Origin of the sequence: Bradyrhizobium sp. WSM2793 (genome assembly GCF_000379585.1) — a bacterium.
Classification (GTDB): Bacteria; Pseudomonadota; Alphaproteobacteria; order Rhizobiales; family Xanthobacteraceae; genus Bradyrhizobium.
Genome location: NZ_KB902778.1, coordinates 44,924 through 65,637, shown reverse-complemented (window position 1 = coordinate 65,637; position 20,714 = coordinate 44,924). Strand labels below are relative to the sequence as shown.

The window sequence follows — 20,714 nt, the reverse complement described above, 5'->3', positions numbered from 1 at the left end:
ACGTTGCCCTGGGAATCTTCTGACTGCTGCCGGAAGGTTCTCCGGACCACGATTGCATCTGTGATCGCTCAGTAGATTTACCGATGGAAGGGAGATGATCTATCGACAAGATCGGCAGCGGAGCAGTTGACCGATGATCATGTCATGCCGATGCGGCCGCTGAACATCGCGCTTGTCGCAGCGGTCACCACGCTGCTGGTTGCCGCCTGTGAACGGGACCCGGTGGAGGATACGCCCCCGGCGCCACGTCCGGTTCGCACGACCACGGTCGAGAAGCGCGAGCAGTTAACGCCGTTCACGTTTACGGGGCGTATCGAGGCGGAGGACGAGGTAAGCATCGCATTTCGAATCGGCGGGCGGCTGCTTTCGAACAACACCCGGCTTGGTGATCGCATCCAGGCCGGCCAGCTTCTGGCGCAACTGGAATCGCAGAACGAAGCGAACGCGCTACGCCAGGCGCAGGCGGCACTTGCTGCTGCGCAAGGCCAGCTCACTCAGGCCCGCAATCATTTCGAGCGTCAGCAGACGCTGCTGGCGCAGGGTTGGACCACCCGCGCCAACTTCGAAGCCGCGACGCAGGCGCAGCAGACCGCCCAATCGCAGCTCGATATGGCCGAAGCCCAGTTGAGCGCCGCCCACGATCAGGTCGGCTTTACCGAGCTGCGCGCCGATGCGCCGGGCAAGGTCACCGAAACCGGCCCCGCCGCCGGCGAGGTCGTTCAGGCCGGGCAGACGATTGCGAAGATCGCTCGCCAGCACGGTCGCGATGCGGTCTTCGATGTGCCCGCCCAACTGGTGAGAGCGGCGCCTGCCAATCTGCAGGTAACGGTCGCGCTCACGGACGATCCGGCAGTGACGGCACAAGGGCGCATCCGGCAGGTCGCCGCCCAGGCCAACCCGGTCACGCGGACCTTCGAGGTCAAGGTGGGCCTTACCGATCCGCCGGCTGCGATGCGGCTCGGGGCGACCGTGATCGGGCGCGCCGAGGCGAGCTCCGGCCCGATGATCGGCATTCCCGCAACCGCGCTGACGAGGATGAATCAACAGCCGGCCGTCTGGGTCTTCGATCCCTCGGCCAATACGGTCTCAGTGCGGAACGTCGACGTGCTGCGGTTCGACCAGGCGCAGGTGATCGTCGCGCAAGGGCTTGATAGCGGCGAGATCGTCGTGACAGCAGGCGTTCAGGCACTTCATCCAGGCCAGAAGGTGCGCGTGCTCGGGTCGGGGCGATGAGTGGATTCAACCTTTCGGAATGGGCACTGGGGCGACGCTCGCTGGTCGTCTACCTCATGCTGATAGCGGTGGCCGCCGGCGTCCTGTCATATTTCCGGCTGGGCCGGAACGAGGATCCCGCCTTCACGATCCGGACCATGGTCGTTCATGCCGTCTGGCCAGGGGCGACGGCCGACGAGACGATGAAGCAGCTGACGGAGCGCCTCGAGCGCCAATTGCAGGAGACCCCGCATCTGGATTTCCTGCGCAGCTTCACCCGGCCAGGCCTCACGACCATCTTCGTGAACCTCAAGGGAAGCACCAATGCGCGGGATGTCTCCGATACCTGGTACCACGTGCGGAAGACGATTGGCGACATTCGCCATACGCTGCCTGCCGGTGTCGTCGGGCCGTTCTTCGACGACGATTTCGGCGACACCTTTGGCATCGTCTATGGCTTTACCAGCGACGGCTTCGCGCAACGCGAGCTGCGTGACCGGGTCGAGGCGATCCGTTCGCAGCTCCTGGCTGTACCGGATGTCGCGAAGATCGAGCTGCTGGGCGCACAAGAGGAAGTGATCTTCGTCGAGTTCTCCAAGCAGGAGCTTGCAAATCTCGGTGTTGATCGCACGGCTCTGATCGCGGCGTTGCGGGCGCAGAATATCGTGATGCCGGCTGGAACGATTCAGACCGGCACCGAGCGGATATCGCTGCAGGTGTCGGGCAGCTTCCTATCCGAGCAGGACATCGCCGATATCAACTTCGCCGCCGGCGGTCGCATGCTGCGCCTGAGCGACCTTGCGAGAGTGCGGCGGGGCTACGCCGATCCACCCCAGCCGCTGTTCCGGATCAATGGCCGCCCGGCGATCGGGCTTGCCATCGCCATGCGCGACGGCGGCGACATCCTCGCGCTCGGCAGGAACGTCAAGGCGGCGATGGCGCGGATCACCGCTGATCTGCCGATCGGGATCGAGCCCAGCCTGGTGGCCGACCAGGCCGTCGTCGTGGGCAAGGCGGTCGGCGAGTTCATGACCTCGTTGTTGCAGGCGATCGCCATCATTCTGGCCGTGAGCTTCATCAGCCTTGGGGTTCGTCCGGGCCTGATCATCGCGCTGGCGATCCCGCTCACGCTCGCGGTCGTGTTTCCGGTCATGGCGGTGCTTCAGATCGACATGCAGCGGATATCGCTCGGGGCCCTGATCATTGCGCTTGCCCTGCTGGTCGATGACGCCATGACGACGACGGATGCCACGCTCATTCGCCTGGCGTTGGGCGACAGCAAGGTCGAGGCCGCCAGCTACGCCTTTCGGACCCACGCGCTGGCCATGCTTGCGGGGACGCTCGTGACGATCGCGGGCTTCATTCCGGTCGGCTTTGCCGCCAGCGCCGCGAGCGAATACACGTTCTCGCTGTTCGCGGTGGTCGCGATCGCGCTGCTGGCGTCCTGGTTCGTCGCGGTGATCTTCGCGCCACTGCTCGGCGTTGCCATCCTTGTCCCGCCCAAGCAGAAGGGCGCTGCGGCTCCCGGACGGGTATTCCGGCTGTATCGACGCTTGCTGATATCGGCGATCCGCGCCAAATGGCTGACCCTCGGTGGGACCGCCGCGCTGTTCGTCGCCTCCGTGCTCGCGCTGCCGCTCATTCCGCAACAGTTCTTTCCGTCCTCCGATCGGCCGGAACTGCTGGTCGATCTCAGCCTGCCGCAGAACTCGTCGATTTTTGCCAGCGAAACCGCGGCAAAGCGTCTGGACAAGATGCTGACGGGCGATCCCGATGTCGCGCATTGGAGCACCTATGTCGGGCGCGGTGCGATCCGGTTCTATCTGCCGCTCAGCGTCGAATTGCCGAACGACTTCTTCACGCAGGCGGTCGTCGTCGCCAGAGATATTGGGGCGCGTGAGCGCCTGCATGGCAAGCTGGAACGATTCCTCGCCGATGAGTTTCCGAACGCGATCTCGTCGGTGTCTCCGCTCGGCCTCGGTCCCCCGGTCGGATGGCCGCTGCAGTATCGCGTCAGCGGCCCCGACGTCGAGCGGGTGCGCGACATCGCGCTCGAGGTCGCACGGATCGTCGGGGCCGATCCGGCCGCCAAGAGCGTGAATTTCGACTGGATGGAGCCCGATCGCCAGGTGCGCATTCGCGTCAACCAGGACGAGGCCCGACTTCTTGGCCTCAGTTCGCAGGCGATTTCCACCGTTCTGAACACCGTGATATCCGGCACGCCGGTCACGCAGGTGCGGGACGATATCTACCTGGTCGATGTGGTGGTCCGCGCAACCGATGAACAGCGCGTCTCGCCGGCGAGCTTGCGCACGTTGCAGATGCCGATCGCGGGTGGCCGGACCGTTCCATTGAGCCAGTTTGCATCGTTCGAATATGATCAGGAGTTTCCGCTGATCTGGCGACGAGATCGCGTGCCCACACTCACGGTTCGGGCGGCCATTGCCGACCGTGCGCTGCCGGAGACGGTCGTCAACAGGCAGGCCGCGGCCATGGCAAAGCTGAAGGCGGCGCTACCGGCTTCATACCGCGTCGTGGTCGGTGGCACGGTGGAGGAAAGCCGGAATTCTCAGGCGTCCGTCATGGCGGTGGTGCCCGTGATGCTGTTCGTCATGTTCACGGTCCTGATGGCCCAGTTGCAGAGCTTTCCGCGATTGTTGATGGTCGTCAGCGTTGCACCGCTCGGTCTGATCGGCGTCGTCGCAGCGCTGCTGTTGTCGGGGCGGCCGTTGGGCTTCGTCGCCATTCTCGGTGTGCTTGCTCTGCTCGGCATGATCAGCAAGAACGCGGTCATCCTGATCGGCCAGATCGAGGCGGAGCGTTCACTGGGGAAGGGACCCTGGCAGGCCGCGGTGGATGCCAGCAGTTCCCGCTTTCGTCCAATCATGCTGACGGCCGTCTCCACCGTTCTCGGCATGATCCCGATTGCTCCGACGGTGTTCTGGGGGCCGATGGCCTTTGCGATCATGGGCGGCCTGCTGGTTGCGACAGGTCTGACCCTGGTCTTCCTGCCGACACTGTATGTGGCATGGTTGGGCGGAAAGGAGCCGGCCGAAGCTTCCGGTTCTTCGTTCGCGGCCTGAGGGCGTGTGGGCGGTGAGGGTAATCCCGGACCTCGACTAGGTAATCACCTGATTGGCCATGCGCGCTCCACGGCGCATCGTCCGGCTCGCAGCGAGCGACGCGGCCGCTGCGCCGACCATCGTTCGCGGTCCGAGGCCTTCACATGAGCGCGACGCCGTCGATCCAGAAGCTTTCGCTGTTTGCTCTGACGGCCATGGTGGTCGGCTCCATGGTCGGTTCCGGCATCTTCTCACTGCCGCGCACTTTTGGCATCGCAACCGGTCCATTCGGCGCCATCTTCGCCTGGTGCATCGCTGGCGGTGGCATGTACACGCTGGCGCGCGTGTTTCAGTCGTTGGCGGAGCGCAAGCCTGAACTCGACGCCGGTGTCTACGCCTATGCGAAAGCGGGTTTCGGCGATTATCCCGGCTTCCTCTCGGCGCTTGGCTACTGGATGGGAAGTTGCATTGGCAACGTGTCGTATTGGGTCCTGATCAAGTCGACCTTGGGCGCGTTCTTTCCCGTGTTCGGTGACGGCAATACCGTCACCGCCATCATCGTCGCCTCGATCGGGATCTGGCTCTTCCATTTCATGATCCTGCGTGGCGTGCAACAGGCCGCCGCGATCAACACCATCGTGACCATCGCCAAGATCGTGCCGATCCTGGTCTTTATCGTCATCCTGATCTTCGCCTTCAAGGCCGACCAGTTCAGCGACAATTTCTGGGGCGGCGAGGACATGCCGGACAAGGGTCTCTTCGAGCAGATCCGCGCGACCATGCTGGTCACGGTGTTCGTGTTCCTCGGGATCGAGGGGGCCAGCGTCTATTCCCGCTATGCCAAGGAACGATCCCATGTCGGCGCGGCGACGATCATCGGCTTTGTGATGGTGACCAGCCTGATGGTGCTCGTCACCATGCTGCCCTACGCCGTGCTGCCGCGCGCCGACATCGCCGAGATGCGACAGCCGTCCATGGCGGCGGTGCTGGAGGCCGTGGTCGGGCATTGGGGCGCGGTCTTCGTCAGCATCGGACTTCTGGTTTCGGTGCTCGGGGCTTATCTCGCCTGGAGCTTGATCTGCACCGAAGTTCTTTCGGCCGCGGGCCGCACCAGGGATATGCCGGCCCTGTTCGGCACCGAGAACGAGAACAAGGTCCCGGCTGCGGCGCTGTGGCTGACCAACATCGTCGTCCAGCTCTTCGTCATCAGCACCTACTGGTCGCGGGACGCCTTCTCGCTGATGCTCAATCTGACGAGCGTCATGAATTTGATCCCGTTTTTCCTCGTCGCCGCCTACGGGCTCTTGCTGGTCAAGCGAGGCGAGACCTATGAGAAGCGCCCGGACGCGCGTCGAAGCGGGCTGATCTTTACCGGCATTGCGCTGATCTACACGCTCTTCCTGATCTATGCGGCCGGAATGAAATATCTGCTGCTGTCGGCCATCCTCTACGCGCCCGGCACGGCACTGTATTTGTGGGCGCGCCTCGAGCAGAAGGCGAGAGTCTTCACCTTCGTCGAGTGGATCATCTTCATTGTCGTTGCGATCGGCGCGGTCGTCGGCGTTCATGGCCTGGCCACCGGCTACATCACGATCTGAGCGGAGCAGTTCCGGAGATAGGCCTCATGACAAAGCAGACATCGGATGCAGGGATTCCCTTCGGTGTTCATTCGGAAGTCGGCCAGCTGCGCAAGGTGCTGGTCTGTTCGCCGGGGCGGGCCCATCAACGTCTGACGCCGACGAACTGCGACACCTTGCTCTTTGACGACGTCCTATGGGTCGACAACGCCAAGCGCGATCATTTCGATTTCGTGCAGAAGATGCGTGATCGAGGTATCGAAGTCGTCGAGATGCACAATCTCCTCGCCGACACGGTCGCCATTCCGGAGGCGAGGACGTGGATCCTCGACAACCAGGTGATTCCCAATCAGGTTGGCCTCGGCCTGATCGACGAGCTGCGCGGCTATCTGGAAAGCCTCAAGCCGCGCGAGCTGGCGGAGACGCTGATCGGCGGATTGTCGACCCAGGACTTTCCAGAAGCCCGCGGCGGCGAGACGCTCAGGCTCATCCGGGAAGCGGCCGGCATGACCGAGTATCTTCTGCCGCCCCTTCCCAACACCCTGTACACGCGCGATACGACCTGCTGGATCTACGGGGGCGTTACGCTGAATTCGCTGTTCTGGCCGGCGCGCCACGAAGAGCCTATCCTCGCCGCCGCGATCTATAAGTTCCATCCGGATTTCGCCGGCAAGGTCAATGTCTGGTGGGGCGATCCGACACAGGATCACGGCCTTGCGACGCTCGAGGGCGGCGACGTGATGCCGATCGGAAAAGGCAACGTGTTGATCGGATTGAGCGAGCGTACTTCGCGGCAGGCCATCAGCCAGCTCGCTGCCGCCCTGTTCAAGAAGAAGGCGGCCGAGCGCGTGATCGTGGCTGCCATGCCCAAGCTTCGAGCGGCGATGCACCTGGATACGGTCTTCACATTCGCCGATCGCGATTGCGTGCTGCTTTATCCGGACATCGTCAACAATATCGCGGCATTTTCCTACCGTCCGGCCGACAACTCCGCAGGCATCGAGCTGCGCAAGGACGAAAAGCCCTTCGTCGAGGTCGTCGCAGAGGCGCTTGGGCTGAAGAAGCTGCGCGTGGTGGAGACGGGCGGAAATGCCTATATGCGCGAGCGCACCCAGTGGGATAGCGGTGCCAATCTCGTCTGCGCATCCCCTGGCGTCGTGTTCGCCTATGACCGCAACACCTACACCAACACGCTGCTGCGCAAGGAAGGCATCGAGGTCGTCACCATCGTGGGTGCGGAACTCGGACGTGGTCGCGGCGGCGGTCATTGCATGACCTGTCCGATCACCAGGGACGCGGTCGACTATTAGGCCCGCATCAGCGGTCAATGCGGCCTGTTACGAAACGATGATCGATCTGATCAACCCATGATTTAGTCCGAGAACATTAACACGCCACAATCGTGTCACAGCCTGACGCGAATCCCGATGCACGCGACAGCCATCGAGGGACGCCATGCGAAGATCCAGAATTCTTCTGCCGATCTTTGGTCTGCTCGGCGCGAGCACGGCAGGTGCAGCCGACCTTGATGTCACCGAGTTCAAGACGATCGCGGCTCCTGTCCCGTACACCTCAGTACCATCCTGGAGCGTCGTCGGTTCCATCGCGCCCACCTTCACCGACAACGCCCTGTTTACCCGCGACAACCGCAAGTCGGACGTTTACTACGTGCCCGACGTGAGCGTCCGGCTGGACGGGAACCTCAGCAATGACCTGTCGTACCGCCTCTATGCACGCGCGCAATATGAAGCGTTTTCGCGGGAGAAGGACGGCAACTTTGCCGTCGCGCGGATGGGCGGGCGCCTGACCCAAAATTGGGACGGCTGGCGTTTCTCCGCCATTTACGAGCATCGCTACGATTTTGACGGAATCTACCGCGACCTCGCCTTCACCTCGAACGATGTGATGGGCTCGGTTGCGCGCGACTTCCACTTCAACAACGCGACGTTTTCGCCATTGCTGCTCCTGACCTATCGATTTTCCGACCTGGCGGAGGCGCGCCGCTGGCGCTTTGACGCCGTGCTCGGTATCGAGGTCAAGCTCGATTCCAAATGGTCGATTGTGAGCACGCCGTTGTTCGAAGCTTACTGGTTCACCGATGGACTCAATAGCGGGCGGCGCGATCAGCTCTATTCGGCGGACGTCGGTCTGAAGTATAATTTTGCGAGCAATGTGTCGCTCACGACGACCGTGCTGTACGAGGCGCGAACGTCGAACGTGCCGCTACGGCGATATAGGGACGTTCGCATCGGCCCTCGTCTGGACTTCGCATTCTGAGAGGTATCCGATCAATGCACGCAAGAAGCTTGTCGCTGTTGATCGGCATTGTTGTGGGCATCGCGGCGGCATCCGTTGCCGCCGCCGATCCGCGTGACGCCGTCGATCGAAGCCAGCGTCTTGATACCGATGCGCTTCGGGACGATGCCGCGACAAACCGTCTGACGCCGCCATCGCATCCTCTGCAGATTGCACCGCCTCCAACGGCTCCGAAAGCAAGGACGGAACGCAGGAGGAAGTCCGGCGCAAATGGTGGCGGCAGCCGCTAGCGTCATCGGTACGTTGGTAGGCATGGCCGCCTATCGGCGCGGGAGTTCGTTGTCTCGGAACTCCGCTGTCTCCGAACTCCGCTGTCTCGGAACTCCGCATTTTTAATCTCTGTTGCGCCAAATTCGAACGCGCAGAACCGCTTTCGTCGCGCAGCGCAGACGTCGCGTCGGGGATTCAAGATTTTAATCCCATGGAAATGCTACCTCTTGTTGTGGGTCAATTCCAGGGTGTATAGTCGGATCGGCTCCAAGGCGCGTCCGCGAGCCGGCGAGGGGAGATGTCCCCGAACAGGCGAGCGGACACAGGCGATGCTGTTGTCAGCGTCGCGATGTCGCCGGAGAAGAGTGAGTGCGTATCGTGAAGGTACATGTCTCCCCCGCCAGCGAGTCGCATCGAACCGGCCTCGGGAACTGGCTGCGGACAGGTTCGGAACAATCAATCGAAGCCCTCTATTGGACGTTTTCGGCTGATCTCCTCTTCGTCGTGCGTCCGTCTCCTGAAGGGCGCTTCGTCTATGAGGCGATCAATCCGGAGTTTGGGTCCCGGCTCGGTCTCTCGCCGGGAGACGTCTACGACATGGATGTGTTCGATTGCATGAACGCGGACGACGCTAGAATCGTCTGCCAGGCGCTGGGGGCGTGCGTTGCGGAAGGAGCGGAAATCAGGATCCGGCAGCGTCTCGCGTTCGGCGGCTCGCCCCGGAACGTCGAAACGGTAGTAACTCCGGTCGTTCAATCTTCGTGTGGTGGTGCGGTTCGCTTGATCGGCAGCCACCGCGCCCTGCGCAGCCGCGCGTTCGAGAGCGGGGTCGGACAGGGCAACGGGCTCGACGTGAATCTCGGCCTGGTATCGATCCAGGAAGGCATCCAGCAACGGATAGCGTCCGATCTCCATGATTCGACCTGTCAGCACCTGATTGCCGCGAGTCTCGGTCTCATGCGGATCCGAAGCAGCATCGGCGAACCGGACTTGGCCGAGCGGCTCTGCGACGAGATCGATGCATCAATCGATGAAGCCCTCCGGGAAATCCGCGCCTTTGCCTATCTGCTGCATCCCCGGAACCTCGCCGGTGAGGGCCTGAAGGCTGCGATCGAGCGGTACGCGGAGGGATTTGCGGCGCGCACGTCGTTGCGCGCGAGTGTCGACATCGTGCCGGATGTGGATCGGTTGCCTTACGAGACGAAACGAACGTTGCTGCGGGTCGTTCAGGAAGCACTGACGAACGTCTTCCGTCATGCGAACGCGACCGAGGTGGCCATCGTCATCGATACCGCGGACGGCCGGTTTCACCTGACGCTCAGCGACAATGGAATTGGGCTCCCGCCGGGTTTCGGCAGGAGCGCCGTCTCTGTTGGTGTCGGAATTCCGGCGATGCAAGCGCGGCTGCACGAGATCGGAGGTACGCTCGACATCCAATCCAGTCGCGCGCCGCGGCATGCCGGCACGGTGCTGTGTGCAGTATTTCCCTATGCTCCCCCGGCGAACAGGGCCAATCGCCGCGGGGCCACGACAAATGCAAGGGCCCGCGCAGGCGCACAATCAGCGAAAAAACACTAACCGCGGGGCGGCGGGCCGGGGTCACGGCCCAACGCCGATGCGGATTCGGAGTGCTCTGCCATGAAGCGAATTCTCATCGCGGATGATCATGAGGCGGTACGGTCGGGCTTGCGGGCGGTGCTCGAGCAACGCGTGGATTGGGAGGTGGTCGCCGAGGTGAATGACGGCGGCATGGCGGTAGCAGCCGCGATCGAAAGCCGGCCCCATGTCGCCATCGTCGACTTCTCGATGCCGCGCATGACCGGTGTCGAGGTGGCGCGGCGGATCAGAGAGTATCCGCTGCAGACGGAGGTGCTGATCTTCACGGTGCACAATTCGGGCTTGCTTGCCCAGCAAGCATTCGAGGCGGGGGCGCGTGCATTCCTGGTGAAGTCCGACGCCAACAAGCTGCTTGTCGCAGCTGTCGAAGCCTTGTTGCTGCACCGGCCATTCTGGCCCCGGAAGACCGAACTCGACCATGCGCCGCGGACCAACGGCGAGCGGCATCACGAACTCACGGCCCGCGAGCAACTGGTCGTCAAGCTGGTCGCGGAAGGATACAGCAACAAGGGCATCAGTGCGATCCTCGACCTCAGCGTCAAGACCACCGAGGCCCATCGGGCAGCCGCGATGCGCAAGCTGGAAGTGAACTCGACGGCGGGGCTGGTCCGGTACGCCGTTCGGACCGGGCTGGTCGAGGCTTGAAACGGCGATATTGGCGAGCAATACGGGCGTCGGTACCTTCGCCCGGAGATATCAGGGTTTTGTGGGATAACGATTCCATCCACGCTCCCTATGATCGTTCGACTGTGCTGCCGGTTTGCTGCCGGTATCGGCCCGGAAGCGCAAAGGTCGGCCAACGGGAACGACACGGTGAAACGCATCTTGATTGCGGATGATCATGAAGTTGTGCGTTCCGGGCTGCGTGCAATCATCGAAGCGCATTCCAGCTGGATCGTGAGCGGCGTGGCGACCGATGGCGAGCAGGCGGTCGCGCTGGCGCTCGAGACCAGGCCGGACATCGTGATCGTCGATTATTCCATGCCGGTCATGAACGGGTTGGAGGTCAGTCGCCGCCTCAAGGCACTCCACCTTGGCGCGCAGGTCCTGATCCTGACGATGCACGAGAGCGAAGAGCTTCTGACCGAAGCCATTCTGGCCGGGGTACGCGGGTTTCTGTTCAAGTCAGACGCACGCAAGCACCTCATTTCCGCCATCGAGGCCCTGCTGGACGGCAGGCCTTACTTCACCAGCATCCTGTTGGAGAGGCTGCTGCACGACTACCAGGGCAACAAGGAGAATCGGACCGACATGCTGCTGACTTCGCGCGAGCAGAGCGTGGTCCAGCTGATCGCGGAGGGGCATACCAACAGGTCGATCAGCTCCATCCTGAAATTGAGTGTGAAGACCGTCGAGACCCATCGCGCCTCGGCCATGCGCAAGCTCAGGATGTCGTCCACCGCTGAGCTCGTCCGCTATGCGATCCGCAAGAAGTTGGTCTTGCCCTGAACAGATGCTGATGTCGGCAGTCGCCAAAGGCGCCGGAGTTTGCGCCTCGACAAAGTGGTCGTGACTGCAACTGCTTACCTTTTCGGGTGCTGACACAGGTTTCGTGTCGCACGCGATGGGAAGCAAGCCGTGACTGGAACCAGCCTCTGTAGATGGGCCATCAGTTACTTCGCGGTCGCAATCGTATGGCTGCTGCTTGCGGAAGTGCTTGTTGTCGCCGGGTTCGGTTTTCCGAACCACGACATCGGCGGCCCGGACACGCTCGTCATCGTGCACATCGTCAGCATCGGCTGGTTGAGCACGGTCCTGTGTGGCGCGCTGTTCCAGTTCGTGCCGGTGCTGGTCGCAAGGCCGCTCTATGCGGAGCGCTGGACACTGCCGGCTCTGGCGCTGCTGACGCTTGGGCTGACCATCCTGCTCGCGGGCTTCCTGACGCTTGGCGGGCACTTCACCGGGCCGCCCTGGCTGCTTCCGGTCGGCGCGAGCCTGCTGATTGCTGGTTTCGCGTTGGTCGTTGCCAATCTCGGCATGACGCTCTGGTCGGCCCGTCCGCTGCTGGGGCCGGCGCGGTTCGTCGCAGCCGGGCTTGCCTGCATCTGTGTCACGGCGGCATTCGGCGGCATGTTCTCTCTGGTGCTGTCCGGAACCGCCGTCGGCACGCAATGGCCGGACCTGCTGGTGTCCGGCGTTCCGATCCACGCGATTGCCGGGCTTGGCGGATGGCTGACATTCACGGCCATGGGCGTCAGCTATCGCCTGCTGGCGATGTTCATGCTCGCGCCCGACGGCGATGCGCGGCTGGGCCGGCTGGCCTGGCTTGCCGGCGTTGGCGCGCTGGCCGTCGGAGCTGTCGGCGGCGTGCTCGCACTCTGGCGCGCGACCGGGGTGAATTTGGCACTTCTGCTGGCAGGAGTTGCGGCGCTGCTGTCGCTAATCGCCTACGGCCGCGACATGCTCGGCCTGTACAGAGCCCGCAAGCGCCGCGCGCTCGAGCTCAATACGCGCATGAGCCTCGTTGCGCTGGCGAGCCTGGTTGCGGTCGCAATCCTCGGCGCCGCGTTCGTCGCGACCGGTTCTCTCCCGTCGCATGTCGGAGCGCTCGCCTTTCTCGGCGCGTTCGGCTGGCTCACTGGCCTCGTGCTCGCCAATCTCTACAAGATCGTCCCGTTCCTGACCTGGCTCGAGACCTACGGTCCGGTGATGGGCAGAGTGCCGACGCCCCGCGTGCAGGATCTCGTTGACGAGCGCCGCGCGTTGAAATGGTTCGTGCTGTTCTTTGCCGGAAGCTGGGCGGCAACCTTGATGCTCCTGGTCGACGCGGCACTCGGCTTCCGCGTCGCCGTCGCGGTCGTGACGCTTGCGACGCTCGGCCTGGGCGAGGAGCTCATCAGGGCCCGGCGGCTTGCGGACGTGGCGGAGCCGCTGCGTCTGCCGACCGGAGCAGTCGTGCCCCAACTGTTGGTCTCGCGCAATTGAAAGGAGACTGCAATGACCGAATTCATCGACATTGATGTCCGGCCGATCCTGCGTGCAGGCGGCGAGCCGTTCTCGATCATCATGGCCGCGCTCGCGCGGCTCGCGCCCGGGGAGGGGTTGCGGCTCTATGCCCCCTTCAAGCCGGTACCCCTGTTCGACGTTATGGCGAGCAAGGGCTTTGCGCATCGGGAGGCCGAGCTCGAAGGCGGCGAATGGGAGATCCGCTTCATGCCGGACGACGGCTTGCCCGATGCGGCCGAACCGGCGCGCGCGGAGTTGAGCGGTGGCGATTGGCCGGAGCCTGTGGTTCACCTCGACAACCGCGACCTCGATCCGCCGGAGCCGATGGTCCTGATTCTGGTTGCAGTGGAGCGGCTCGCCCCCGGGCAGACGCTCGGCGCCTTGCTCAGTCGTGAGCCGGTCTTCCTGTTTCGGGAGCTGACCAAGCGCGGCCATCAGTGGCGCGGCGGCTTCACGCCGCAGAAGGATTCCTATCAACTGACCGTGAGGGTGCGCGCATGAATTTCAACGATGATGATCTCGTGGAGCAGATCAGGCAGGCGCTGAAGGTTGTGATCGACCCCGAGCTCGGCCACAACATCGTCGATCTCGGCTTCGTCTATGATGTGTCGATCGACGACGGCGCGGCGCACATCACCATGACGGCGACGACACCGGGTTGTCCCGCCGCATCATTTCTCAAGGAGGGCGTCGCCAACAGCGCGTGCCTGGTTCCTGGCGTGCGATCGGTCGACGTCACCATGACGTTCGAGCCACCTTGGCAACCCTGGATGATCGCGCCGGGCGTCAAGGCGTCGCTCGGATTTGCCGAGGTGAACTGATCCGCCGAGGCGGCCGGCTAGACGCCTTCGGCGCCCGGGCCGGACCAGATCCTTGCCGGTATTCGAAGCTTTGCAAGGTCGAGCAGGTTGATCGCCCGGGCGGCGATCTGGTCGATCACCTCATCCAGCGATTGTGGTTTCAGATAGAAGGCCGGCATCGGCGGGGCGATGATCGCGCCGATCTCGGTCGCCTGCAGCATCGCTCTGAGATGGCCGAGATGCAGCGGGCTTTCGCGGACCAGCAACACCAGCCGGCGCCGTTCCTTGAGCTGCACGTCGGCCGCGCGCGTCAGAAGGTTGTCGAGCTGCCCCCAGGCGATGGCCGAGAGCGTACGGATCGAGCACGGCGCCACGATCATGCCCGCGACCGGATACGAGCCGCTGGCGATCGCGGCGCCGATATCGGAATGAAGATGATGGCGGAAGGCGAGGGCGCGCAGCCGCGCGAGCGCATCGCTTCCCACTTCCTCGCTCAGCGTACGCTCTGCCGCGGGCGAAACCACGAGGTGCACCGCGTAGTGTGGATCATCGGCCAGAAGCTCGACGATGCGCATGCCGATCGCAGCACCCGAGGCGCCGCTGATGCCGACGATGATGCCTTGCCGCCCGCTCATGCGAGGACCGGAGCGCGCGCCGGCATGCCCGACAGGCCGAGGCTCGACCACATCGCATCGACCCGCGCGACCACGGCGGGATCCATGGCCAGCGGAACGCCCCATTCGCGATCCGTCTCCGGCGGAATCTTCGTGGTGGCGTCGATGCCGAGCTTGCCGCCGAGACCGGATTTCGGCGAGGCGAAGTCGAGATAGTCGATCGGCGTGTCGGTAAGCGTCACGAGATCGCGCGAGGAATCGCTGCGCGTCGAGACGGCCCACATCACCGCGCGCCAGTCGCGGATGTCGATGTCGTCGTCGACCACGATGAGGAGCTTCGTGTAGCTGAACTGCGGCAGCATCGACCACAGGCCCAGCATCAGCCGCCGCGCCTGGCCGGGATAGCGTTTCTTGATCGCCGCAATCGCGACGCGGTAGGAGCAGGCCTCCGGTGGCAGCCAGCAGTCGGTCACTTCAGGGAATTGCTGCCGGATCAGCGGCACGAACAGCTGGTTGAGCGCCTCGCCGATCCGCGACGGCTCGTCCGGGGGGCGGCCGGTGAAGGTCGAGAGATAGACGGGCTGACGTCGGCTGGTGATCGCGGTCACGCGCATCACGGGGAACTGTTCGACGGAATTATAGTACCCGGTGTGATCGCCATAGGGCCCCTCGGGCGCGGTTTCGGTCGCGGAGACGAAGCCCTCGATGACGATTTCGGCCTCGGCCGGGATCGCGAGCGGAACGGTGAGGCATGGTGCGAGGTCAGGCCGCTCGCCGCGCAGGATGCCGGAAAAGCGCAGCTCGGACAGCGTTTCGGGCAGGGGCAGCACTGCGGCCAGGATGGTGGCGGGATCGGCGCCGATGACGATCGCGACCGGCATGTCGCGTCCGATCGCCTTCCATTGCTGGTGATGCCGGGCGCCGCCGCGATGCGCCAGCCAGCGGATGATGGCGCGGTCGCGGCCGAGCACCTGCATGCGGTAGACGCCGACATTCTCCTCCTGGTCGGCCGTCGCGGAGCCCGGTGGCACGGTGATCACGAGTGGCCAGGTGATCAGCGGTGCCGGCTCGCCGGGCCAGCAGATCTGGACCGGCAATCTCGCAAGATCGATGTCGGGCCCCATCGCGACGCAGTCCTGGGCCGGTGCCGCCGCCCGTGTGCGTGGGCGCGTCGCCAGCGCTGCGCGGGCGAGCGGGATCTTGTCGAAGGCATCCCTGATGCCGTGCGGCGGTCGCGGCGCGCGGAGCTCGGCCATCAGCGCGCCCAGCTCTCCGAGACGGTCGGGCGTGATGCCCATTCCCCATGCGATCCGCTCGACCGTTCCAAATAAATTGGTGAGGAGCGGCATCTCCGAGGGCCGGCCGTCGGCCTTGACGGGCTGCTCGAACAATAGTGCCGGTCCGTGTGCCTCGAGCACACGCCGGTGAATTTCCGTGATCTCGTGGACGACGGAGACCTTCTCGCGAATGCGTCGCAACTGTCCCCGGCCTTCGATGAAGCGCAGGAAGTCGGACAAGTCGCGAAAGCGCGGCACATCACGTTGCAACTGGACAAGCTCCTAAAAAATGAGAGCTAGCCGGGTTGTTTTCGGTCTTCATTGTTCCCGCTCAAATACAGCGGCGTGCAATCCGTCCAGATGTGTGGCCATGAATGATCCGTCCGCCGCATCGCCCGGCCCGTTGCCGACGATTCCGCCGCTTGTCGCATTGGCCATGCGTCCGCTGCCTCTGCTGCCGCTGCAGCTCGCTCTGGGCGGTGTCCTGCAGCGGATCCATCGGCGCAACCCCGCAATATTCGACAGGCTCGGGGATCACGCGCGCGCGCGGTTCGGTATCAAGCCGATCGATCTGCCGTTCGCCTTCGTGGTCGAGGCCAGGCCGCCGCGCCTGTCGGTGGTGCGTGACTTGCCGCGTGGTCTGGATGCGCGGATCTCGGCTTCGCTCGCCAATCTTCTGGCGCTGCTCGAAGGCAGGGTCGATGGCGATGCCCTGATGTTCTCGCGTGAGCTCGTGGTCGAGGGCGATGTCGAGGCGGTGCTGGCGCTGCGCAATGCGATCGACGACGCCCAGCTCGATCTGGCCGAAGAGCTGTCCTCGCTGTTCGGTCCGCTGGGCGCGCCGGCGAGGCGGGCCTTCGAGGCTACCCGTGGCCGCGTGATCGCCTCATCCGGCCATGGCGGGCAATCGAGATGATGGAGCTGATCTGTCCCGCCGGCACGCCGGCGGCGTTGAAGAGCGCCATCGATGCCGGCGCCGATGCGATCTATTGCGGCTTCAACGACGAGACCAACGCGCGCAATTTTCCGGGGCTGAATTTCAGCCGCGACGAGCTGCGCAAGGGGATCGCGCTGGCGCATGGCCGCGGCGCGAAGATCCTGGTGGCCATCAACACCTTCCCGCGCGCCTCCGCGGTCGACATCTGGCATCGCGCGGTGGACGATGCGGCGAGCGCGGGGGCCGATGCGCTGATCCTCGCCGATATCGGATTGATGGACTACGCCGCGCGGCGCCATCCGAACCAGCGCTTGCACGTCTCGGTTCAGGCCGCGGCCGCAAATCCCGATGCTATCGCCTTCTACGCCGAGAATTTCGGGGCGCGGCGCGTCGTGCTGCCCCGCGTCCTGAGTGTGCCGGAGATCGCCGAGATCACCCGGGAATCGGCCTGCGAGACCGAAGTCTTCGTGTTCGGCGGCCTCTGCGTGATGGCCGAGGGGCGCTGTTCGCTGTCGTCCTATGCAACCGGCAAGTCACCGAACATGCAGGGCGTCTGCTCGCCGCCGAGCCATGTGACCTACGAACAGACTGCGGATGGGACGAAGTCCAGTCTGGGCGGCTTCACCATCAACCGGTTCGGGTCGAGCGAGCCTGCGGGCTATCCGACGCTGTGCAAGGGGCGCTTCTCGACCGCGCAGGGCGCCGGCTATATTTTCGAGGACCCCGTCAGCCTGGATGCCACGACGCTGCTCAAAGGCTTGCGCGATGCCGGCGTGACCGCGCTCAAGATCGAGGGCCGCCAGCGCGGCCGTGCCTATGTCGAGAGCGTGGTGCGCCATTTCCGCTATGCGCTCGCCGCGCTCGAGAGCGGCAGTGAGGCAGACATCGCAAGCCTGAAGCCGTTCACCGAAGGGCAGGCCTCCACGGTCGGCGCCTATCGCAAGACCTGGCGCTAATCTTTTCGAATAGGTGAGGTCCGGAAGATGCAACTCAGCCTCGGTCCCGTTCTGTACAATTGGGCGCCGGAACGCTGGCGCGACTTCTATTTCCGGATCGCCGACGAAGCGCCGGTCGACGTCGTATCCGTCGGCGAGATCGTCTGCTCGAAGCGCTCGCCGTTCTTCGCAGACTTCATTCCGGGCGTGGTCGAACGGCTGCAGAGCGCGGGCAAGCAGGTGTTGCTGGGTTCGCTGATCCTGGTTTCGCTGCGGCGTGAGCGCCGCCAGACCGAGGAGCTTGCGGCGGCCGAAGGCGTGCTGGTCGAGGTCAATGACCTGACCTGTCTCAGGGCGCTCGCAGGCCGGCCGCACGCGATCGGGCCGTTCGTCAACATCTACAACGAGGCGAGCGCGGCCTTTCACGCCGCGCGCGGGGCGAGGCGCATCTGCCTGCCGCCGGAGCTGCCGCTGGCCTCGGTGGCGACCATCGCAAGGGCTGTTCCCGATGCCACGATCGAAGTGTTCGCGTTCGGCAGGGTGCCGCTGGCCATCTCGGCCCGTTGCTATCATGCGCGCCTGCACAAGCTCGCCAAGGACAATTGCCGCTTCGTCTGTGAGAAGGACCCGGATGGTCTCCTTCTGAACACGCTGGAGCAGCAGGATTTTCTGACCATCAACGGGGTGCAGACCCTGTCGCACACCTGCGCCAATCTGCTGGGCGAGGCCGGCATCTTGCACGAGAGCAACGTCGGCTCACTTCGCCTGTCGCCGCAGGATTGCGACATGGTCGTCGTCGCCAGGACCTTTCGCGACGTGCTGAACGGCCGTGACGATGTCGAGGGCGGCAACCGCCGGCTTGCGGCGGCCTATCCTGGTGTGCCGTTCTCGAATGGGTTTCTGTGGGCAGAGCCCGGGCACGTCTATCGTCAGGCCCGATCAGGCGACGCGCAAGGCTCAGCGCAAATCGGGCCTCTCTGAACGGGTTCGGCGTTGGCGGGCGCTCAGAAATTCGCGGCCATTGCGGCCAGACGTCGATGGGCCCTTTCCCGCGCAGCGTCGATCGGCTGCTGCGGTCCCGTGGTTGGCCCGATCGGCACGAAGCGGACATTGTCGATACCGATGAAGCGCAGGATGTCTCGCAGGTAAGGCGTTGCCATGTCGATGCGGCCGCGGTTCATGCCGGTGGCAAAGTCGCTGCCGCTGGCGAGAATCACCAGCGTCGGCCGGTCCTTGAGCAGTGGCAGATAGCCCTGTGACGGGTCGTACCGGAACGTCAGCCCGGGCTGAACGATGATGTCGAACCACTGCTTGAGCTTGTAGGGAATGCTGAAGTTCCACATCGGCGTCGAGATCAGCACCCGATCGGCCAACGAAAACCGCAGCGCCATGCGCTCGGCCTCGGCAAAGCTGTCGCGTTGCGTGTCGTTGAAGGCTTGCCCGTTCATCCGTGCATATTTGGCCTCGGCGATGGGGCCCGAGAATTCCGGCATCCGCTCCCGCCAGAGGTCCACGACATCGAGGTCCCAGTCCGGCCGGACCTGGCGAAAGCCGTCAAGAAAGACGCGCGCGCCGGCACTTGACTCGGAGTCAGGACGTGGCGAGCAGGAGAGGTGCAAAATCTTTGCCACCGCTCATCCCAACGCCCTGATGACGGCATCTGCCCTCGTGACGATCGCGACGTTCTGCATGGCGAAATTGATCGACGCGTGGTGCCAGTCGGCGTTCATGGTCGAGCAGCAATCTTCGGGGACGATCATGAAGTAGCCCTTGTCCGCCCCGGTGCGGGCGGTGTGCTCGACCGACATGTTGGTCCAGGCGCCGGTGTTGATGATCATGTCGCGCCCGGTCGCCTTGAGGATCGTCTCCAGCCGAGTGCCCTCCCACGCGCTCATCCGCATCTTCTCGACGACGAAATCGCCGGGCCGGGGTTCGAGGCCGGAGACGGGCGCCGCGCCCCAGCTTCCGCGCACCATCGCCTTGCTGTCGACGAGGCCTTCGAACAGCGGTGCGTTCAGCGTGACGCCGGGCGCGCCCGGCTCGACGACAAACCAGACATGAATGATCGCAACGCCCCGTGCCCGCGCGGTCTCCGCGAGACGGCGGACATTCTCGACAACATGCTGCTGCTTCGCATGTCCCGGCGCACCGGAGTCGGCGAACGCGCCGCCGTCCATGACGACGTCGTTCTGGAGGTCCTGGATGATCATGGCACAGCGCTGCGGATCGAGCCGCATGTCGCCGTCAGCAAGGATAGGCGCCGCCGGCGAGGCGCTTGGCGTCGCGCCGCCGCCGCTTCGCCGGCCGCTCATGTAAGGTTCGTGCCGCGGACCGACCTTGGTCGGAATGGCATAGACCGAATGTGTCGAGGTCAGATAAAGCGTACGGAAATCCGGCCCGCCCCAGGCGAGGTTGGCGACCATCTCGGGCACCCGGACCTTGCCGAGCAGCTCGCCGCGCGGCGAATAGACCCAGACGCCGCCGGGCGCGGTGACCCAGACATTGCCGTGCTGGTCGCACTTCATGCCGTCGGGCAGGCCGGCCTCGAGCTCGGAGCGGATGCCGCTTGCGAACACCCGCGCATTCGACAGCGAGCCGTCGGCGTTGACGTCGAAGACGCGGATCAGCGCCTGCACGGTGTCGTTGACATAGAGCAGCTTCTCGTCCGGCGAGAAGCACAGCCCATTCGGCTGGTCGAACAGATTGCGCTCGACCACGAGCTTCGGTTCGCCGCCGGGCACGAGGCGATAGACGCCCTGGAAGCCGAGCTGACGCGGCCGCTCGACGCCATAGACCGGCATGCGGCCGTACCAGGGGTCGGAGAAATAGATCGCGCCGGAGGAGTGCACGCAGACGTCGTTCGGGCTGTTCAGCTCCTGGCCCTGGAAGTGCGAAGCCAGCACCTCGCGCCGCCCGTCCGGCCGCTCGCGGATCAGCGACGATGTCGCGTGCTCGCAGACGATCAGATTGAGCTCGGCATCATAGGTCATGCCGTTGCACTTGTTCGAGGGACGCTTGACCTCGACCACGCCGCGCCGCGCATCCCAGCGCCGGCGCACGTCACCCGGCATGTCCGAGAACAGCAGATAGTGATCGACCGGATGCCAGATCGGCCCCTCCGTGAAGTCAAAGCCGGTGCCGACCTGCGCGACCGGCGCATAGGGGTCGATCAGGGTTTCGAATTCGCTTCGCAAGGTGACGTGCGTCATCG

Annotated in this window: 19 protein-coding genes; 15 read left to right on the top strand and 4 right to left on the bottom strand. The window is 64.3% G+C overall.

The features are described from left to right. The first annotated feature begins 126 nt into the window (after positions 1 to 126). The 12 genes from A3AS_RS0113405 (at position 127) to A3AS_RS0113350 (ending at position 13,761) form a co-directional block, all read left to right on the top strand. Positions 127 to 1,233 carry an efflux RND transporter periplasmic adaptor subunit gene (locus A3AS_RS0113405; RefSeq protein WP_018318094.1) on the top strand — a complete coding sequence of 369 codons (1,107 nt, stop codon included), beginning with the start codon at positions 127 to 129 and terminating at the stop codon, positions 1,231 to 1,233. Continuing rightward, complete coding sequence (locus A3AS_RS0113400) at positions 1,230 to 4,295, top strand: efflux RND transporter permease subunit (protein WP_018318093.1); 3,066 nt, start codon at positions 1,230 to 1,232, stop codon at positions 4,293 to 4,295. Before A3AS_RS0113405 ends, A3AS_RS0113400 begins: the two co-directional genes overlap by 4 nt. Before the next feature lie 143 nt (positions 4,296 to 4,438). Next, positions 4,439 to 5,872 (top strand): basic amino acid/polyamine antiporter, encoded by a 1,434-nt coding sequence (locus A3AS_RS0113395; protein ID WP_018318092.1) that lies wholly within the window; start codon positions 4,439 to 4,441, stop codon positions 5,870 to 5,872. A 26-nt stretch (positions 5,873 to 5,898) separates the two neighbouring features. Continuing rightward, on the top strand, positions 5,899 to 7,161 hold the full coding sequence (gene arcA / locus A3AS_RS0113390; RefSeq protein WP_018318091.1) for an arginine deiminase: 1,263 nt from the start codon (positions 5,899 to 5,901) through the stop codon (positions 7,159 to 7,161). 145 nt (positions 7,162 to 7,306) lie between these two features. Further along, the gene (locus tag A3AS_RS0113385; RefSeq protein ID WP_018318090.1) at positions 7,307 to 8,128 is read left to right on the top strand and encodes an outer membrane beta-barrel protein; all 822 of its coding nucleotides are present in this window, start codon (positions 7,307 to 7,309) and stop codon (positions 8,126 to 8,128) included. Positions 8,129 to 8,157: 29 nt separating this feature from the next. Continuing rightward, on the top strand, positions 8,158 to 8,397 hold the full coding sequence (locus A3AS_RS47180) for a hypothetical protein (RefSeq protein ID WP_157644267.1): 240 nt from the start codon (positions 8,158 to 8,160) through the stop codon (positions 8,395 to 8,397). A 349-nt stretch (positions 8,398 to 8,746) separates the two neighbouring features. Further along, complete coding sequence (locus A3AS_RS0113375) at positions 8,747 to 9,955, top strand: ATP-binding protein (RefSeq protein WP_018318088.1); 1,209 nt, start codon at positions 8,747 to 8,749, stop codon at positions 9,953 to 9,955. Positions 9,956 to 10,015: 60 nt separating this feature from the next. After that, on the top strand, positions 10,016 to 10,639 hold the full coding sequence (locus A3AS_RS0113370; RefSeq protein ID WP_018318087.1) for a response regulator transcription factor: 624 nt from the start codon (positions 10,016 to 10,018) through the stop codon (positions 10,637 to 10,639). Between the two features lie 168 nt (positions 10,640 to 10,807). Then, the gene (locus tag A3AS_RS0113365) at positions 10,808 to 11,443 is read left to right on the top strand and encodes a response regulator transcription factor (protein WP_026201965.1); all 636 of its coding nucleotides are present in this window, start codon (positions 10,808 to 10,810) and stop codon (positions 11,441 to 11,443) included. Between the two features lie 129 nt (positions 11,444 to 11,572). Continuing rightward, positions 11,573 to 12,919, top strand: coding sequence for a hypothetical protein (locus A3AS_RS0113360; RefSeq protein WP_026201964.1), 1,347 nt, complete (start codon positions 11,573 to 11,575; stop codon positions 12,917 to 12,919). Between the two features lie 12 nt (positions 12,920 to 12,931). Then, positions 12,932 to 13,441, top strand: a complete 510-nt coding sequence (locus A3AS_RS0113355; RefSeq protein ID WP_018318084.1) for a DUF2249 domain-containing protein — start codon at positions 12,932 to 12,934, stop codon at positions 13,439 to 13,441. Continuing rightward, a complete protein-coding gene (locus A3AS_RS0113350; RefSeq protein ID WP_018318083.1) occupies positions 13,438 to 13,761 on the top strand; it encodes a metal-sulfur cluster assembly factor in 324 nt (107 codons plus the stop codon). The genes A3AS_RS0113355 and A3AS_RS0113350 overlap by 4 nt, the downstream gene beginning before the upstream one ends. A 17-nt stretch (positions 13,762 to 13,778) precedes the next feature. On the opposite strand, the gene A3AS_RS0113345 is transcribed toward A3AS_RS0113350, so the two are convergent. Continuing rightward, positions 13,779 to 14,375: a UbiX family flavin prenyltransferase gene (locus A3AS_RS0113345; protein WP_018318082.1), complete on the bottom strand. Its 597-nt coding sequence runs from the start codon at positions 14,373 to 14,375 to the stop codon at positions 13,779 to 13,781. After that, positions 14,372 to 15,901, bottom strand: a complete 1,530-nt coding sequence (locus tag A3AS_RS0113340) for a UbiD family decarboxylase (protein ID WP_026201963.1) — start codon at positions 15,899 to 15,901, stop codon at positions 14,372 to 14,374. Before A3AS_RS0113340 ends, A3AS_RS0113345 begins: the two co-directional genes overlap by 4 nt. A 100-nt stretch (positions 15,902 to 16,001) precedes the next feature. On the opposite strand from A3AS_RS0113340, the gene A3AS_RS0113335 reads away from it, so the two are divergent. Genes A3AS_RS0113335 through A3AS_RS0113325 form a run of 3 tightly spaced genes read left to right on the top strand, consistent with a single transcriptional unit; the run spans position 16,002 to position 18,484 of the window. Then, a complete protein-coding gene (locus A3AS_RS0113335) occupies positions 16,002 to 16,547 on the top strand; it encodes an SCP2 domain-containing protein (RefSeq protein ID WP_018318081.1) in 546 nt (181 codons plus the stop codon). After that, positions 16,547 to 17,524, top strand: coding sequence for a peptidase U32 family protein (locus A3AS_RS0113330; RefSeq protein ID WP_026201962.1), 978 nt, complete (start codon positions 16,547 to 16,549; stop codon positions 17,522 to 17,524). The genes A3AS_RS0113335 and A3AS_RS0113330 overlap by 1 nt, the downstream gene beginning before the upstream one ends. 27 nt (positions 17,525 to 17,551) lie before the next feature. Next, positions 17,552 to 18,484 carry a U32 family peptidase gene (locus A3AS_RS0113325; protein ID WP_018318079.1) on the top strand — a complete coding sequence of 311 codons (933 nt, stop codon included), beginning with the start codon at positions 17,552 to 17,554 and terminating at the stop codon, positions 18,482 to 18,484. A 23-nt stretch (positions 18,485 to 18,507) separates the two neighbouring features. On the opposite strand, the gene A3AS_RS0113320 is transcribed toward A3AS_RS0113325, so the two are convergent. Both A3AS_RS0113320 and A3AS_RS0113315 read right to left on the bottom strand, forming a co-directional pair. Beyond that, positions 18,508 to 19,134: an FMN-dependent NADH-azoreductase gene (locus tag A3AS_RS0113320; RefSeq protein WP_018318078.1), complete on the bottom strand. Its 627-nt coding sequence runs from the start codon at positions 19,132 to 19,134 to the stop codon at positions 18,508 to 18,510. A gap of 3 nt (positions 19,135 to 19,137) precedes the next feature. Next, a complete protein-coding gene (locus tag A3AS_RS0113315) occupies positions 19,138 to 20,712 on the bottom strand; it encodes an isochorismatase family protein (RefSeq protein ID WP_018318077.1) in 1,575 nt (524 codons plus the stop codon). Positions 20,713 to 20,714 lie beyond the last annotated feature (2 nt).